Origin of the sequence: Schlesneria sphaerica, assembly GCF_044336245.1 — a bacterium.
In the GTDB taxonomy this organism is placed as follows: domain Bacteria; phylum Planctomycetota; class Planctomycetia; order Planctomycetales; family Planctomycetaceae; genus Schlesneria; species Schlesneria sphaerica.
In genome coordinates this window covers 2,582,694-2,598,882 of record NZ_CP172346.1, presented here as the reverse complement: position 1 = coordinate 2,598,882, position 16,189 = coordinate 2,582,694, and the positions used below count along the sequence as shown (strand labels likewise).

Annotated in this window: 12 protein-coding genes; 7 read left to right on the top strand and 5 right to left on the bottom strand. The window is 56.0% G+C overall.

Annotation, left to right across the window (positions count from 1 at the left end):
- Positions 1–204 precede the first annotated feature (204 nt).
- The gene (locus ACGY09_RS09585; RefSeq protein ID WP_397571360.1) at positions 205–396 is read right to left on the bottom strand and encodes a hypothetical protein; all 192 of its coding nucleotides are present in this window, start codon (positions 394–396) and stop codon (positions 205–207) included.
- Between the two features lie 1,034 nt (positions 397–1,430).
- Here ACGY09_RS09585 and ACGY09_RS09580 point away from each other — a divergent pair.
- From ACGY09_RS09580 to ACGY09_RS09570, 3 genes are all read left to right on the top strand, one after another.
- Positions 1,431–4,388, top strand: a complete 2,958-nt coding sequence (locus tag ACGY09_RS09580; protein ID WP_397571359.1) for a TolC family protein — start codon at positions 1,431–1,433, stop codon at positions 4,386–4,388.
- A gap of 88 nt (positions 4,389–4,476) precedes the next feature.
- Complete coding sequence (locus tag ACGY09_RS09575) at positions 4,477–6,333, top strand: efflux RND transporter periplasmic adaptor subunit (protein WP_397571358.1); 1,857 nt, start codon at positions 4,477–4,479, stop codon at positions 6,331–6,333.
- Between the two features lie 91 nt (positions 6,334–6,424).
- Positions 6,425–7,138 (top strand): ABC transporter ATP-binding protein, encoded by a 714-nt coding sequence (locus tag ACGY09_RS09570; protein ID WP_373650487.1) that lies wholly within the window; start codon positions 6,425–6,427, stop codon positions 7,136–7,138.
- Positions 7,139–7,497: 359 nt separating this feature from the next.
- Here ACGY09_RS09570 and pgsA read toward each other — a convergent pair whose 3' ends face one another.
- Positions 7,498–8,070, bottom strand: coding sequence for a CDP-diacylglycerol--glycerol-3-phosphate 3-phosphatidyltransferase (gene pgsA, locus ACGY09_RS09565; RefSeq protein ID WP_397571357.1), 573 nt, complete (start codon positions 8,068–8,070; stop codon positions 7,498–7,500).
- Positions 8,071–8,295: 225 nt separating this feature from the next.
- Between pgsA and ACGY09_RS09560 the strand changes: the two genes are divergently transcribed.
- Positions 8,296–8,535 carry a hypothetical protein gene (locus tag ACGY09_RS09560; protein ID WP_373650490.1) on the top strand — a complete coding sequence of 80 codons (240 nt, stop codon included), beginning with the start codon at positions 8,296–8,298 and terminating at the stop codon, positions 8,533–8,535.
- Positions 8,536–8,803: 268 nt separating this feature from the next.
- Here the strand turns inward: ACGY09_RS09560 and csrA are convergent, their stop codons facing one another.
- Entirely contained in the window at positions 8,804–8,998 is a 195-nt protein-coding gene (gene csrA, locus ACGY09_RS09555) for a carbon storage regulator CsrA (protein WP_373650491.1), read from the bottom strand.
- A gap of 379 nt (positions 8,999–9,377) precedes the next feature.
- Here csrA and ACGY09_RS09550 point away from each other — a divergent pair, with 379 nt between their 5' ends.
- A complete protein-coding gene (locus ACGY09_RS09550) occupies positions 9,378–10,298 on the top strand; it encodes a ThuA domain-containing protein (protein ID WP_397571356.1) in 921 nt (306 codons plus the stop codon).
- A gap of 324 nt (positions 10,299–10,622) precedes the next feature.
- On the opposite strand, the gene aspS is transcribed toward ACGY09_RS09550, so the two are convergent.
- Positions 10,623–12,386 (bottom strand): aspartate--tRNA ligase, encoded by a 1,764-nt coding sequence (aspS, locus tag ACGY09_RS09545; RefSeq protein WP_397571355.1) that lies wholly within the window; start codon positions 12,384–12,386, stop codon positions 10,623–10,625.
- A 487-nt stretch (positions 12,387–12,873) separates the two neighbouring features.
- On the opposite strand from aspS, the gene ACGY09_RS09540 reads away from it, so the two are divergent.
- Positions 12,874–13,434, top strand: coding sequence for a carboxypeptidase-like regulatory domain-containing protein (locus tag ACGY09_RS09540; RefSeq protein WP_373650494.1), 561 nt, complete (start codon positions 12,874–12,876; stop codon positions 13,432–13,434).
- Positions 13,435–13,608: 174 nt separating this feature from the next.
- Here ACGY09_RS09540 and ACGY09_RS09535 read toward each other — a convergent pair whose 3' ends face one another.
- Positions 13,609–14,472 carry an ABC transporter permease gene (locus tag ACGY09_RS09535; protein WP_373650495.1) on the bottom strand — a complete coding sequence of 288 codons (864 nt, stop codon included), beginning with the start codon at positions 14,470–14,472 and terminating at the stop codon, positions 13,609–13,611.
- Between the two features lie 274 nt (positions 14,473–14,746).
- Between ACGY09_RS09535 and ACGY09_RS09530 the strand changes: the two genes are divergently transcribed.
- The gene (locus ACGY09_RS09530; protein ID WP_397571354.1) at positions 14,747–16,177 is read left to right on the top strand and encodes a DUF1501 domain-containing protein; all 1,431 of its coding nucleotides are present in this window, start codon (positions 14,747–14,749) and stop codon (positions 16,175–16,177) included.
- Positions 16,178–16,189 lie beyond the last annotated feature (12 nt).

Here is a 16,189-nt window from a genome sequence, read left to right as displayed (position 1 = left end):
AGGGAACGTGGAAGAGATCAAATGTCGCCGATGCGATGGGCTGGTGAAAGGCACCCCTGATCCTTCCCGGCTGTCAGCGAGCCTGCGGTGGAAAGGATCTATGCATTGTGAGAATCAGGAGCCCGATTTCCCCGTCAGCATTAGGCCACCTCGACGTTCCTGCCTGAAACGGAGGTGGCTAATCCGGGCACACGAGTGCAAAAGTTACTTTGCGGCTTTCTGGTCCAGAATTGCGACAAGCTCACGGATCTCGGTCAATTCGGCCTTTCGTTCCTCTTCGATCGTGTCCGGGACCTCTCGGATTTCAAGCATGCGACTGCTGCGCACGAAACGCAGCCCGCGCAACAGCAGTTCGCGTTGTCGGTCTGTCAGTTCCAGATGAAGCAAGTCATTCATAGATGGTTGTCCGTCTGCTCATTGAGTGCGTAAGTTTTTCTGCAAGGACGAAATTGTACGCCATGATTTGGCGGATGCTAGTCGCCGGATCAAGGCCGCACAAGCGATTTGCCCGCCCCACTCGATTGTAGCAACTTGTGCAGCCACTTGGTGGGATTCCTGATTCCCCCTGTGAAGGTTTTACAATCCCTCGCACCGTCACGGAGAACTCTTCGCGATGGCAAGCTGACAGCACATCTGGTGCCGAAGTTTTGGTTGTCCTTCTTTCCAATACTCCACACATCATCGTGAATGCGACTGGCAATCTTTGCCGTTTTGTCTCGCGAACGCTTGAACGGCACGACCCCTCCAGTCTTTTGTCTCTGGGTCAACAGTCTGGGAAGCTCGGGTGACTCTGTGGATTGGCTGAATTTTAGGGATCATTCGGATTATTCCTGCAGGCGCCAAGGATCCCGCGACGAATCTTGTTGTGATTGACACAAGTACTCAGGTTCCGCGCCGAGGTAGGTTCCCTTGATCATTGCCTCCCATCCTTACGAAGTGGCCGATTTTGGTGTGACTGCTCGAGCAACGCGCCTGCAGTATGAAGGGACGAGGATGCACTTTGCCGGGCTGGTTTCGAAGGGGAATTCGAACACGGGTGACCGGTTGCGATGGCGTAGAGCGGCGCAACAGGCGGAGGTGATCCGAAGAAGTTCCGCGGAGCTGCGACGGCAACCCCTCTTTGCTACCCACTTCGCAGGCAGCGAGGGGACTCAGAATAGCTCCGTTCGTTCGCCGAGGGGGCTGTTCCCGGCGTCCTTCCCGCGAGGCGTCCTGCCGCTGGAATCCGAGTGGCGTGGCGATGTGTCTTGCAAAATCTGGTTTAAGAACCTGGTGGCATTTTTCGTGAAGGCCGGAAGAGTGAACTCTTCGGACGGTCCGCAGTCGCACGACCCTGTCAATAAGCCCAGATCCCCTTAGCTGGCGATGCAGCAAATGCAATTTGCATTGAGTGTGCATGCGGGCGCTGAGTCAATTGAAAGGGAAGTGGCATGAAATTGAAAAACAACACCAAGGGACGATTCTGGCTGGGGCTGACGCTTTGTGCCGGTCTGCTCACCTCTGGGTGCTCGCGCAATTTCTGGCGCTCTCAGGCAGATTTCGATTCGTATAACCTATTGAGCCAAAAGCAGTTCAGTCCTCTGTGGACACTTCCCCGCACGACGGTCGAACCAGACGAACGTAGCCGATTCTACGATCCGTATGACCGTGATCTTCCGCCGCTCCCCCCTGATGACGAAGCCGCAAGCCGTTACATGGAATGGGTTAACGGGATGCGGGGCTACAAGAGCTGGCACAAGTTCGGCCAGCTGCTCTCCGTCGAAAACCCGCAATGGCTCGCCAATTTTGGAATCGCTCCGGATTCGTTCCACGACGGCTACCTTCTTTCAGACGGGGTGAGCTACGAAACGGACCTGGAAAAACTTCCGACAGGTGATCCCACCCGCCTCGTGCCGACGATCGAAGACATGACGTTGGGGCAAGCAATCGAGCTGGCGGCGATCCACAATCGTGAGTATCAGACGCAGCTTGAAAACCTCTTTCAGTCGGCCATGCAGTTGTCGCTGGATCAGTTCCAGTTCCAGGCCCGTTATCTGTTTGGTCGCGCACCCGTGGCCCCGTCGGCCAACTTGCCAGGAACGACCGTTCCTACGGGAGTGCTCAACAGCACGACCATTCCCGGGGAAGGAACAGCGCTGGGGCTGACCTCGGCGGGCGGAGTGAGTCAGGTGCTGCCCACCGGGGGCCAGTGGATCGTCGGATTGGCGAACAATACACTTTGGTTGTTCTCAGGAGGGCAGCGGACTTCATCGCAATCAGTCCTGTCCTACTCTCTCGTTCAACCTCTGTTAGCCGGTGCGGGGAGAAAATTCTTCCTGGAAAACCTGACCTACAGTGAACGTAAGGTCCTCTACGATACCCGTACGCTGGCCCGTTATCGCAAGATCTTCTTTGCAGATGCCGTCGTGAACGCCACGGGCGGGGGGAACAGTGCGACTCAGACCATTCCACCATCGACCGGTGCCAACAATCCATTTCCGGGGACTCTGGTCAGTGGGATCGCTGCGACCATCGCGTCCGGGGCGTCAGGGTCGTCCGCGGCGAGTTCCCAGGGAACGAGCGGGTACCTCGGGCTACTGTTTCAGTTGCAGCAGGTGCTGAATCAGCACGAAAACGTCGAGCTTCTGCGGGTTCAAACGGAACGTCTGCGGGAACTGGTTGCCCAGACTCCCTTCCGTCGATTGCCGGAAGGAGCACTGCCGAATGGGATTACGTTCCCTCCGCAACTTGCCAATAAGGTCGATTTCTCGCTTACCACTCGCCGTCTCCGATGGAAGGACGCCGACGGGATGACGGACAACGAACTCCGGCAGCTCCTGGCGGTCAGCGACGACGTCGCCTATCAGGAAGCCGTCCAGGAGATCTATGACCAACTGCGGATCGGAGTGACGACTCTGGATGTGCTGCAGGTGGCGAACACACTCACGAACTCAGAACTGTCGGAACGCAACTTTAAGCTCAGCTACGACAACCAAATTGATAGCTATAAGTTCTTTCTGGGGCTTCCGATCGACATGCAGATCACGATCGATCGTTCGATGCTGAAACAGTTCGAGCTCACCGATCCACGCCTGATCGAAACCGAAGGCCGAATTGTCGGGATGGTGCGGGCGCTGGCGCAAATCGATGACGAAAACCCTGCGGAGGCCGATTTGCGCTTCATCGTCGACCGCTTCGCCAAACTGGTGGACATGGTTCGCGAGCAGGGAGTGGAACTTGTCGAAGCCGACATTGCCAAAGTCGAAGAGAATATGCCCAACCGGCTCGCCGGGTTGCTGTGGGACGAATCCAAGGAAACGGTCGAACGTTTGTTCGAGCGAGACCAGATCATCTTCCGCGGCGTGAAAGGGACATTCGAAGATGTCGTCAGTGACCTGGGACGGTGGCAGGAGGAGTTAGAAAATCCTGCGACAACGAAAGAGCAGCGGATGAAAATGCTGAGTCAGCTCAAAGACAGCCGCGAAGAGCTGTTGCTGATGACTCAGAACTTGCGCGTGCTGCAGACGAGCCTCCGGTCGGAATTGATTACATTGGTGAAGTTTGATATGTCTTTGGAGGAGGCTGTTGAGCAGGCGTTGACTCACCGGCTGGATCTGATGAATGCGCGTGGGCGGGTGATGGACGCGCGGCGAAATATGGAAGTTGCGGCCAACAGGCTGGAAGCAGTGCTTAACGTCGTTGCTCAAGGTAACTTAGGAACAACCCCCACGGGCAACCATCCGTTGGACTTCCGTGGAGCCAATAGCGACTTTCAGATCGGCCTGCAGATGACCACGCCACTGGATCAGGTGCAGGTCCGAAATGCGTATCGAAGTTCTCTGATAAATTATCAGCAGGCTCGCCGCGCTTTCATGTTGCTTGAAGATCAGGTGAAGTATGATATCCGGTCCAGTTGGCGAAGCTTAATGTTGAATCGCCAGAACTTTGAGCTTACTCGGAAAAGTCTGCGTCAAGCGGCGCTGCAGTTTGACATTAACGTCGCCAACAACTTGAACCCGAAAACACAAGTTGCGGGACAAGCGGGAACGACCTCGCTGGGTCAGACCGGTTTGAACCTGATTAACGCTTTGACCCAACTGCTGAATGCCCAGAACAATTTGATTCGAATCTGGGCTCTGTATGAGCGAAACCGGATTAACATTTACCGTGATATGGATATCATGCAGATTGACGAGCGGGGCCTCTGGATTGATCCAGTTTACCAAAACCTGGGTGGCAACGATTCGTCTTCCAACCTGAACGGCCCCGCCAATGACATCCCACCAGAGCCCTCGTTCATCGAATTCGAATCCGCTTCCGACTCAGGGAGCAGTCGAAGCACATTCCCCGGAATCTCACGGGTCAACTCCTTCGCGCCCGCTGCCCCGGAAACGCCGGAACTGGATTAAGGTCATCCTTCTGGGGGGCGTTACTCTCGGGGGTGTCGTCCTCTGGCCACAGTTGAAGTCCCTTTCGTCGCAGGTCTCCACCGCGCTTGTGAGGACCCCGGATCAAACCGATGGTCTGGTCATCGAAACCGCCAAGCGGGGGACCTTCCAGATTACCGTTGTCGAGAAGGGGACTCTCGACAGTATGAAGAATGCGATTCTCTCCAGTAAGGTCGAGGGCCAGACAACGATCATCAGTATCGTTCCGGAAGGAACGAACGTGAAGGCGGGCGACCTGGTCTGCGAACTCGACTCGTCGGTTCTCGCCGATAAAGAGACGCAGCAGGAAATCGCCGTCGAAAAGGCGAAAGCCGCTTTCGAGCAGGGGAAAGAAGACCTCCGGATTCAGGAGGCTCAAAACGAGAGCGACATCGAAGCCGCCAATCTGAAGCTGAAACTGGCTCAGATCGATTTGAAAAAATTCATCGAAGGGGATCTGCTGCAGCAGAAAAATGATCTGCTGGGACGAATCAAACTCGCTGAAGAAAATCTTTCCCGAGCACAGGAAAGTTACGAGTACGTTCAGCGACTCGCGAAAAAGGGATACCGAACGCAGAACGATCTGGAATCGGAGCGAATCGCCGTCGAAACGCAGAAGATCAATCTGAAGCTCGTCCAGGGCGAGTTTATGGTTCTCGAGAAGTACACCGAGGGCCGTACGCTGGCGGAACTGGAAGCGAACGTCAAAGAATACGGCCGCGAGATTGAGCGAACGGAAAGCAAGACTCGTGCGGCCCTGTCACAGAAAGTCGCTGAACTGCGGGCTCGCGAGCTGACCTACGAAGTCGAATCCAAGAAATACGAACGTCTGGTCGCTCAGATCAAGGCTTGTAAGATCTACGCAACCCAGGACGGCCAAGTCGTCTACGCAAATATTCGCGATGGTCGCCCGACAGAGAACGTCATGATCGATGTCGGGGTTGCGGTCCGCGAACGCCAACCGATTATTAACCTGCCTGACCTCGACTCGATGAAAGTGAACGCTCGAATTCACGAGTCTCGTATCAGCATGGTCCGACCGGGTATGTCGGCCATCGTGAAGATCGATGCCTATCCCGAAGAAACGTTCCACGGCGAAGTCGATTCGGTCGCCTCCGTTCCCAGTTCGACGGGAGGATTCGGCAGCACGACCCGCGAATATGACGCCGTCGTTCGGATTACCGATTCCTCAGACAAGGTCAACAAACTTCGACCTGGTCTCACCGCCAGCACGGAAATTCTGGTTGAACGTCGTGAAGACGTTCTTCAGATCCCGCTGCAAGCCAATCTCTCGTTTGGTGCCAAGCAGTATGTCTTCGCGGCGAATGGACGGAAGGTCGAACTGCGTGCCGTGAAGGTGGGGAAATCCAATGCGAACTTTCTCGAGATTCTTGATGGTCTCACGGAAGGTGAAGGGGTCGTGATGAACCCCCAGTCAAACTTCAAGAAAGAGATTTCGGACCTCGAAGCAGAACTGGCCAAAGAACTTGGCAAAGAGGTGCCCAAGCTGCCCGAAGGGCTTACGCCACCTAAATCAGATGCTCCAGGAGTGTCTCCGGGACAACCCGGTCAGCCTGGTTCAGGGGCACTCGCATCTCTCGGAGGACCTGGCGGTGCCAGTGGTGCGGTGGAAGCGGCGGAGCGTCCCGTGGCAGGTGGACCACCCCGAGGGGAAGGAAAGCCTCCCGAGGGAGCTCGTCCACCTGGTGGATTCGATCCAATGGCCCGCTTCAACTCGATGGACAAAGATCAGGACGGAAAGGTGACCCGGAGCGAAGCCGAAGGCCGCATGGCCGAAAACTTCGAGAATTTTGATTCAGACTCCGACGGAAGCGTTACGAAAGACGAATTCCTCGCCGTCATGGCCAAGTTCCGTGCAGCAGGTGGCCCTCCGGGGCAGCGCCAAGCGGAATCTGGCGGCAACTGATCCTGATCAACTCGGAACTCGTTCAGAGTCTGATCTCATCCGACGCCCCCGCGGGATGAATTCGTACGAACGTTGAAATCGGTGTTTTCTTATGGCGATGGCCGCACAGCTCATTGAATTGACCAAGACCTACCATTTAGGCGAAAACGTCGTTCGGGCTCTGCGAGGCGTCACGGCTGATTTTCCCGAAGGTGATTTCGTCGCCATCATGGGCTCGTCGGGCAGTGGAAAAAGTACGCTCTTGAACTTGCTGGGGGCTCTCGATCGACCCTCCAGCGGGAAATACATCCTCTCCCGCTACGACGTCAGTACGCTCAACGACGACCAGTTGTCCGAGATCCGCAATCGACTGATTGGCTTCATCTTTCAGTCCTACAACCTGATTGCCCAGTACACGGTGCTGGAGAATATTCAGGTCCCATTTCACTACCGAACAGATCGGCGAGTGATTGGTTCCGAGGAGATGAATCGAACAATCGACCTGGCGGCGAAGGTTGGACTGGCCGAACGTTTGGATCACCGTCCCTTTCAGTTGTCGGGGGGACAACAGCAGCGTGTCGCCATCGCGCGTGCTCTTGTGATGGATCCCCAGATCATTCTGGCGGACGAACCGACCGGGAACCTGGATTCGACGACTGAAAAAGAAATCATGGAACTGTTGACCGGCCTCAATCAGGAAGGCCGGACAATCATCATGGTGACCCACGAAAACTCGGTCGCACGCCTGGCGAAGCGACAGATCGTCATGAAAGATGGCTTGATCGCCAGTGAAGGTCTCTTCTCGCTCGACTCCAACAGCAAATAGCCCAGCTGGTTAGTCGGGGTGTGCGACGGCGTCGCACAGAACCTCCTGATTCGTGGAAATCCGAGAGTGCGTCTGACGCGAGCCCCCGGACAGGTCGACTTCCGAATCTCGCTACTTGAGCGCCGCTCACTCAAGTGCCTGGCCCCCTCGGGGCCTGGCCGCGCACAGTGATGTTGCGAGGGCAGTGGGAATTTGGGTGGCCCGCATGGGTGCGGGGGACAACACGCGAAGTCATTCACCCCATTCGCAGATGTTGTCTGGTCAGGCGACTCATTTCTGATGACACAGCAGTCTGGTAATCCGCGCAGTGACCGTCATCTTGCCTCTTCGTACGTCTCAGGCCCATCTCGATCTGGGGGTTATCGGATCTGACTCAAGATGCGGATTGCACGAATCACATAGTCGTATCCGCTCCAGACTGTGACGGCGACCATTGTCCAAAGGAGGCCGTCGCGGATCTGAGCGATGCTCACCCCCGCTGCGGACCAACCCGAGACGGACGGATCCAGCGAAATCATCGCCACAATGGCGGCCGCACACTGGAGGAACATTTTAAGTTTCCCGGATGCCGAAGCCGAGAAGTCCGCCCCTTGTTGTTCAAGGAAGCCGCGCAGGCTGGTGACCAGCATCTCGCGGCCAATCACAATGACGGCCATCCAGGGGGTGACCCCGGACTGTGGATGGGGAAGCAGGAAGAGGAATGTTCCGCCGGTAATGAACTTATCGACGAAGGGGTCGAGGATCCGGCCCAGTTGCGTAATTAACTGGTATTTTCGAGCGATGTACCCGTCCAGTACGTCAGTGGCCACGGCAAACAGAAACAGCCCGGCGGCCCAAAGCCAGTTCGCCCCTGCCTGAATCATGCCGAAGAGCACAAACGAAAGAAACAGTCTGGCGAGAGTAATCAGATTCGGTGCATTCAAATTACGCATATTGCACTCTCGGTATAACGCAGCAGATTGAGCGGGAATTGTCAGGACAGTATGTCTTCGATGGTTGCAATGCAGAATGGTAACCATTGTAATGGATGTAGAGATGCTGGCCACTGGGGGCCGGCAAGCCGCAAGGGTCAGCGGCGCGGTCAATACGTCGAAAGACGGTCACCATCATCTGCTCCAAATGAGTTGTGAGCCGATGAGGAAGGTTGGAAGAACGAAATGCTTAAGTCTCCTATGATGTGCTCATTGCTGATGGCGTTTGGAATCTCGGCAATGATTCTCGGCTGCGAACCTGCAAAGCAAGAAACCAAAACACCTCCTCCATTGGCTTCTTCCGCCCCAACGGGTGGTGGTTCGACCACCGGTGGCGGCGCTGAAGTCCCCGCAACACCTTCGACTGGTGCTCCTGAAACTCCCGCTGCTCCTGCGGAAGGCGAGCCGGCCAAGCAGCCAGAGTAATGCTAATATCGATCGGGCGACCGCAAGTAGACGGTGCTGCCTGAGATGGCAATAAACGATGCAAGCCGGACTTTTTAGTCCGGCTTGCGTTTTATTTGGGCGGGCGACAAGGCAAAAGGCGTTGCTTGCAGAGTTTTCATTGTCCGTCGACTTGATCAATTGTGCAGAAAATCGGCGAAGTGCGGCGACTCAGTCCGAATGCGCCAAATGATGGCAGATGTCGTGAAAATGAGAATGGATGCCCGGGGTCTATCATCCCACGCCTTGATTACTTCGTTGCCTCTTCTGACTTTCGCTGATTCTCTCGCTGAATCGCTTCGTAGACTTCCTGTCGATGGACGGGGATGTCTGTCGGGGCTTCGATCCCCAGGCGAACTTTGTCGCCACGAATGTCGACGACGGTGATTTTGATGTTGTCGCCGATGAAAATACTTTCATCGCGCTGTCGAGATAGAACGAGCATTTGCGTGTCTCCTTATTCGGCGTTCGCGGCGTCGTTCGTACGCCATGAACGTTTCTCCAAGTTGTTGTCTCTCCAGTTCCTGACACTTCGCAGTCGCCGTCAAAAGCATTCTAGACATCACAGCCGAGCGAGTGACCACTCTGGTAGGCGGGAGATCGATTTCGGGAGTGTGTGGCCTTTGACTTGCGACGCACTCCTAATCGTCATCTGATCATATCGAGGGAGAACTCGACATCGCGAAAATTGCAGGTTCAGGGAATTGTTTCGCGAAGCTCGCAAGCCGTAGCGAATAATCCGTGTACCGTGCGAGTCCCATTCGTGCATGCTATAACGATCGCACCAGACATTCGTCCCATTGCGCCTTTGCGGAGTGATTTTCATGCTGCGACAGACTTGGCCGCACAGATTCTCAAGTTTTGTTTGGCTGTTTCTAAGTTTTTTTATTGTCACAACTTGCGTAACGCCTCTCGATGCGGACGACAAGGTTCGTGCGCTCATCGTTGACGGCCAGAACAATCATGACTGGCGAACCACGACGCCGCTGCTTCAGGCGTGTCTGGAAGCGACAGGACGTTTCCAGGTCGATGTTGCGACCGCGCCCCAGCAGGGAAAACCGGCTGCCGAATGGGATGCCTTTCGCCCTCAGTTCGACCAGTACCAGGTCGTAATCAGCAATTACAACGGTCAAAGCTGGCCCCAGCCCGTCCAGATGTCGCTGGAGGAGTTCGTCGCAAAAGGGGGCGGTTTAGTGATTGTTCATGCTGCCAATAACGCCTTTTCGGATTGGCCCGAATACAACAAGATGATTGGGCTGGGTTGGCGAGGCGCTGAATTCGGATCACGCGTTACGGTGGGTAAAGATGGCAAACCTCTTATTTTGCCGAAGGGTGAGGGCCCTGGTGCCGGGCATGGTTCTCAGCATGACTATACGATCGTCACCCGAGATCGACAGCACCCCGTCATGTTGGGAATCCCTGCGGAATGGATGCACGTCAAAGACGAGCTGTATCACGGCCAGCGGGGGCCCGCTGCCAACATGCACATCCTGGCAACAGCCTTCTCGGCAGGCTCCACGAATGGGACTGAAGAACACGAGCCACTGATCTGGTGGATTCCTTACGGAAAAGGCAAGGTCTTTACGACATTGCTTGGTCACGGCGATTACTCAATGAAGTGCGTCGGTTTCCAGACGACATTCGGACGCGGCGCGGAATGGGTTGCGACGGGCAAAGTCACCATTCCGGTTCCGAAGAATTTTCCGACTGCAACCGCGACCGCCTCGGTTGAGGGGGCGAAATAGCCAGGTGTCCAGTTGACTCGGGTGGATCGCGAAGTCCGCCTCCCGTGCATGACGGCAGCACATTTCCCCGCAGTCAACGTCCCGCTTGCCCACTTGAAGGGGACACGGATAGGGAGCTGCCCGACCCATTCAATTTCTCCGTGAGTCACTCTCTTCTGACCAAGCGGGGGGACGTATAGGTCACCGTGGAGAATTAACAAAACACCTCGCGTCCGGCTTGTAATGCCCGACGCGAGGTGTTTGTTTATTCGCACGAACGGTTGATGGAGTTCGACGATCCTGACATCGGGATCTGCCCGGTGCCCGGTGCCGATCTCCATAAGCCTACTTCGGCACGTCCACCTTGATGTGCAGGTCGCGAAGTTGTTTCAGGTCGACCGGAGCGGGGGCGCCGGTCAGCATGTCGCTGGCTTTCTGGGTCTTGGGGAAGGCAATTACGTCGCGGATGTTGTCCGATGCAAGGAACAACATGACCCAGCGGTCCAGACCCAGTGCAACTCCCGCGTGCGGCGGCGCCCCGTAGCGGAGTGCTTCCAGCAGGAATCCGAAGCGTGCTTCCGCTTCTTCGTTTGTGATGCCGAGCAGATTGAAGATTCCCTGCTGGACGGCGGGGTCGTGGATTCGGACGCTTCCGCTGGCGGCTTCATATCCGTTGCAAACGAGGTCATACGACTGCGCTCGTACTTTCCCCGGATCCGTCTGCAGCAGAGGAATGTCTTCTTCGACCGGTTGGCAGAATGGGTGATGTTCTGCGTCCCAGCGTTTCTCTTCTTCGTTCCATTGAAACATGGGGAAGTCGAGCACCCACGCGATCTTCAGTTCCTGAGGATCGTAGAGATTCAGTTCTTTACCCAGGCGCAGACGCAGTGCCGATAACGCCGCACAACTGACTTTGAACGTGTCTGCGACGCAGAACAACAGGTCACCGGCCTTCGCCTGCAACTTGGTGATGATGGCCTGCTGATGTTCGGGGCTGAAGAATTTGGCGATCGGCGAGTCGAGGCCGTCCTCTTTGACGCGGAAGAACGCCAGCCCTTTGGCACCGTACTGCTTGACGAATTCGGTCAGTTCGTCGATTTGTTTGCGGCTGTACTTTTCGGCGGCTCCCGGGACGCAGAATCCGCGTACCCGGCCGTTGGCTTCGATCGTTGACTTGAACACGCCGAAATCACAATCGCGGGCAATCTCTCCCAGATCAATCAGTTCGAGTCCGAAGCGAAGATCCGGTTTGTCGCTGCCATACCGCTCCATGACATCACGGTGGGTCAACCGTGGAAGAGGGAGTGGCAGATCGGTTCCACGAAGAACCTTGACCAGCCGGGCCATCAGGCCATCGATCATTTTGAGGATGTCATCCTGTTTCACGAACGCCATTTCGACATCGATCTGCGTGAACTCGGGCTGCCGATCTGCACGCAGGTCCTCGTCGCGGAAACATTTGGCGAGCTGGAAGTAGCGGTCGTAACCGGCGACCATCAGAATCTGTTTGTAGATCTGAGGCGACTGGGGAAGTGCATAGAAGCTCCCTTCGTGCACTCGACTGGGAACCAGATAGTCGCGAGCCCCTTCCGGAGTGCTGCGACCGAGCATCGGTGTTTCGATTTCGAGGAACTGCTGTTCGTCGAAGTAGTCGCGAGTGGCCTTTGACAGCTTGTGCCGCAGGATCAAGGCCTGCTGAACACCAGGTCGACGCAGGTCCAGAAAGCGGTACTTCAGGCGAAGCTCTTCGTTCGGGAGATCCGATTGGGTCGGAAAGAACGGCGGTGTCTTGCTCTTGTTGAGCACTTCCAGCTGGCGGCCTTTAACATCGATTTCGCCCGTTTCCAGCTTGAGGTTCTGCATGTCAGCAGGGCGTGCGACGACTTCGCCCGTCACCTTGATGACATCTTCGTTGCGAAGGGAGCGGGCGACGGCATGCATTTCGGCGAATGAGGGACTGAAGACGACTTGTGTAATGCCGTAACGATCTCGCAAGTCGATGAAAACAAGTCCACCGAAGTCACGGTAGGTATCGACCCAGCCGCACAGAGTGACTGATTGTCCGACGTGGGCCGTTCGCAATTCACCGCAGGTATGAGTCCGAAGCACGTAAGTCAATCCTTACTAGTTTCATGAAGCCGCCGGATCGAAAGAGAACGACCCGTATCGAGCAATGTCGTCACAGCTGTAGTGACCCGATAAATCACTCGAAGCGGCGATTATAGGTTTACCCCGACTGATGGGGAAGCAGCCGGGACACCACAAAACAGGCCGCCTGATGCTGCCCCGCAGGCCAGCCTGGAGTCGAAATTGGCTGTTTTAGACGTCAAATGACCACTTGAAGTGCAGAATCCGCCGATCTTCAGGCCCGATTGATCACAAAGTTCAAAAAAAAGGCATCTGGCGTGGTGAGCGTGGACCATTCCAATTGACCGGTTTCAGCCCCCGGCTATACTCCGCCCCGTCCCGTCCAGCATCACATCTCAGTTAACTCTCTCTGCAATTTACCCACTGTCATGTCTGTTCCCGAGCGGCGACGTCTGCGATCGGAACAGGACCTTTCGACTCGTCGCTATGGAAATTCAAGGAGGAACGCATGTTCGGAATTCGCTTCGTCAAGGGCATGGCCGTCAGCCTCGCCGCATTCGGTATGATGGTCCCGCAAACCCGTCTGCTGGCAGACACACCTGCCGCAAAGGCGCCGGTCGCGAAAGCGGGCAAGGTCAACCGAGTACCTGATCTGGTTCTGACCGCCGGTGGCACCATGACGGGGCGCGTCTGCGACCACTCCGGCAAGGTGATCGAAGGGGCAAAAGTTGTTCTCAAACAGAACAACAAGGAAATTGCTCAGACTGTGACGAACAATGAAGGAACCTACTCCTTCAAGAACCTCAAGAGCGGTATCTACCAGGTTGGTTCCGGCAATACCGATGGTGTGTTCCGTGTCTGGTCTGAAAAGACCGCTCCTCCTTCCGCCAAAGAGCATGCTCTGCTCGTGATGGGCGAAAACGGGGCTCGCGGACAGTTCGGTGCCGTCGACCCGACTCTGGTTCTGCTGACCGGCGGTGTGATTGCTGCCGTGGTCCTCAGTGCCATCGCTGTCAGTGAAATCAACTCGGTGAAAGACACCGTCAATCAGATTCCCATCTCGCCCTGATCCGCGAGACGCAAGTCAGTGAAGGATCCCTCCAATCGTCTCCCCCCAGACGATTCATACCGTCGACGGCTCGCCCTGAGTTGTCGACGGTTTTTTCGTTTTCACAGAGGGACCGCGTCAATTACCCCTGTGCCACACGTCACTTACCCCTGGGCCAGAGGGCATTTCCGTATGTCAGATACTGTCGGCTAGAAACCGGTCAACGCGACGAAAGTACCACGCTCCGGAAAGCAGCAGACAGGTGAGAGAAGTCAGGGAGATCAGGACCAGGGTCCCGTGCGGAGCATTGGTTCCGAACAGCGTCCAGCGAAAACTGTCGAGTAAGGCCGCCATCGGATTCAGGTGATAAAGCCCGATCCACTCGGAAGGGATAAGACTCGATTCGTACAGCACCGGACTGACGACCATTCCCAGTTGCAGCATGAATGGGACGACATATCCAAAATCCCGATAATGTGCATTCAGTGCAGAAAGCCACAGCCCAATCGAGAGTCCGCACAGGACCGTCAGAAAAACGACGAACGGAGCAAGGATCACGGCGGGGCCCGGCACGACCCGGAACCAGAGCATCAGCAGCATGAGAACCACCATCCCGATGCCAAAATCGAGAAGGGGGCGGAGGCAAGCTGATAAGGGAAGGGCGAGTCGAGGAAAATAGACCTTGGTGACGACCTGGCGATTATCCACGAGGCACGCCGTCGACGCAGCCAGTATCCCGGAAAAAAGCTGATACAGGAGCAACCCGGAAAAGCTGGTCACCTGATAGGGGAGACTACCCTCGACGGGTTCCGTCTTCAGCATGCGAAAGAGGCCTGTGAAGACAACCATCTGGGCGAGCGGTTGCAGGATTGTCCACGCGATTCCGACTGCGGTCTGACGATAGCGGACCTTGATGTCACGTTCGGCAAAGATCCAGACCAGCTCGCGATATCGCCACAACTCTTTCAGGTCGAACCAGGGAGAATAGTGGTCGGCATCGACGACGATGAGCTCCGAATCGACGGGTGGATCCGAGGAAACACTTTCGGGAAGACTCATCTTTGTCGCAAACTTTCGAGGTTAAGGCCGAACGAACGATTGTGTCATGATAGTCGCCCAGAATAAGGGGCGTCCACGAACTTGCTCACGGTGGGTGTCAAGCACCAGATTGAGTCGCACGATTGAACCAATTCCTCGTACATGCCACAAATTCGGGGCGAGCAATTGCCAGTTTCTGCTGTAGAATTGTGCCGCATGCGGCGATTGACGGTCGGCTAAAGCACCTGAGTTGAGAATTTTTCGACGCCTGTTTCCGGTCGAGAGAGGGTCGTCTATGGAAAAGCCTTTCATTTCCCGTCGCGATCTGTTGTCTTCCACGGCGTGCGGCTTCGGTTCGCTGGCCCTCGCCAATCTGTTCGCGCGCGACCAGCTTTTCGCAGATGAGCCGCAGTCTGAACTGAATGGCGGACTGCATCACCGGGCCAAAGTTCGGCGGGTCATCCAACTTTTCATGAATGGCGGCGCAAGTCAGATGGACTTGTTCGACTATAAGCCGCTCCTCTTTCAGAAGGGGGGCGAGGATTTCGATCCTGGCGAAGGGATTCGAGTCGAAGCCGCAACGAGTGCCCCGGGAAAGATACTGAGGCCGCCATTCGAGTTACGACAGCACGGTGAAACCGGACGCTGGGTATCGGATCAGCTTCCGCACCTGGCCAGGAAGGTCGATCAACTGGCTTTCTGTATGGCAATGCAGTCCCGGACCAATGTTCATGGGCCGGGAAGTTATCTGATGAATACGGGGTTTCTCTTGCCCGGCTTTCCCTCAATGGGGGCCTGGATCAGTTATGGTTTGGGAAGTCTCACGGACAATCTCCCGACATTCGTGGTGCTCCCCGATGCACGCGGGCTTCCCTATAACCAGAAGGGGAATTTTTCAGCCGGTTTTCTGTCGTCGACTCACCAGGCAACGATTCTCAACACCAGTCTGCCGGCACCGATTCCAGATCTCCGTCCTCCGGAATCCGCTCATTTCATCACTGAAGAAGCGGATCGGGAAGGTCGGGAATTGCTCCGGAAACTCAATCACCAACACTTGGCTGTGAACCCGGGGGACTCTCGTTTGGACGCTCGGATCTGTGCTTATGAACTCGCTGCGCGGATGCAGTTGAGTGCACCCGAGGCTCTGGATATCCGAAGTGAAACAGAGGCGACGCAGAAAGCCTATGGACTGGATGAGAAGAGAACCGAAGACTTCGGTCGTCGCTGTCTGCTGGCTCGGCGACTGATCGAACGGGGTGTGCGGTTCGTTCAGGTCTGGAGCGGGGCAGGTGGAGCTGCCAACAACTGGGACAATCACACGAGTATCGTTAATGAGCTTCCACCCATGTGCGGCTCGACCGACCGCCCGATTGCCGCGCTGCTGGAGGATCTTGAGCAGCGCGGACTCCTCGAAGACACGCTGGTTCTATGGAACACGGAGTTTGGTCGGATGCCCTTCTCTCAAGGAAGCGAGGGGCGAGACCACAACGGCGGAACATTTGTCGGCTGGCTTGCGGGGGCGGGGGTCAAAGCCGGTGCGACCTATGGCGAAAGTGACCCCTGGTCGTGGCGTGCCGAGCGTGACGTGACAACGACGTATGACTTTCACGCAACGGTTCTGCACCTGCTGGGGATTGACCACGAACGTCTGAGTGTTCGTCACAATGGGGCTAACAGACGACTCACCGACGTACATGGACATGTGATTCACGACGTCCTGGCGTAGTAAGTGTTCCCT

Coding starts and splice junctions, on each gene's coding strand:
- ACGY09_RS09585 (WP_397571360.1), bottom strand. CDS start 396: ATGAATGACTTGCTTCATCTGGAACTGACAGACCGACAACGCGAACTG.
- ACGY09_RS09580 (WP_397571359.1), top strand. CDS start 1,431: ATGAAATTGAAAAACAACACCAAGGGACGATTCTGGCTGGGGCTGACG.
- ACGY09_RS09570 (WP_373650487.1), top strand. CDS start 6,425: ATGGCGATGGCCGCACAGCTCATTGAATTGACCAAGACCTACCATTTA.
- pgsA (WP_397571357.1), bottom strand. CDS start 8,070: ATGCGTAATTTGAATGCACCGAATCTGATTACTCTCGCCAGACTGTTT.
- ACGY09_RS09560 (WP_373650490.1), top strand. CDS start 8,296: ATGCTTAAGTCTCCTATGATGTGCTCATTGCTGATGGCGTTTGGAATC.
- csrA (WP_373650491.1), bottom strand. CDS start 8,998: ATGCTCGTTCTATCTCGACAGCGCGATGAAAGTATTTTCATCGGCGAC.
- ACGY09_RS09550 (WP_397571356.1), top strand. CDS start 9,378: ATGCTGCGACAGACTTGGCCGCACAGATTCTCAAGTTTTGTTTGGCTG.
- ACGY09_RS09540 (WP_373650494.1), top strand. CDS start 12,874: ATGTTCGGAATTCGCTTCGTCAAGGGCATGGCCGTCAGCCTCGCCGCA.
- ACGY09_RS09535 (WP_373650495.1), bottom strand. CDS start 14,472: ATGAGTCTTCCCGAAAGTGTTTCCTCGGATCCACCCGTCGATTCGGAG.
- ACGY09_RS09530 (WP_397571354.1), top strand. CDS start 14,747: ATGGAAAAGCCTTTCATTTCCCGTCGCGATCTGTTGTCTTCCACGGCG.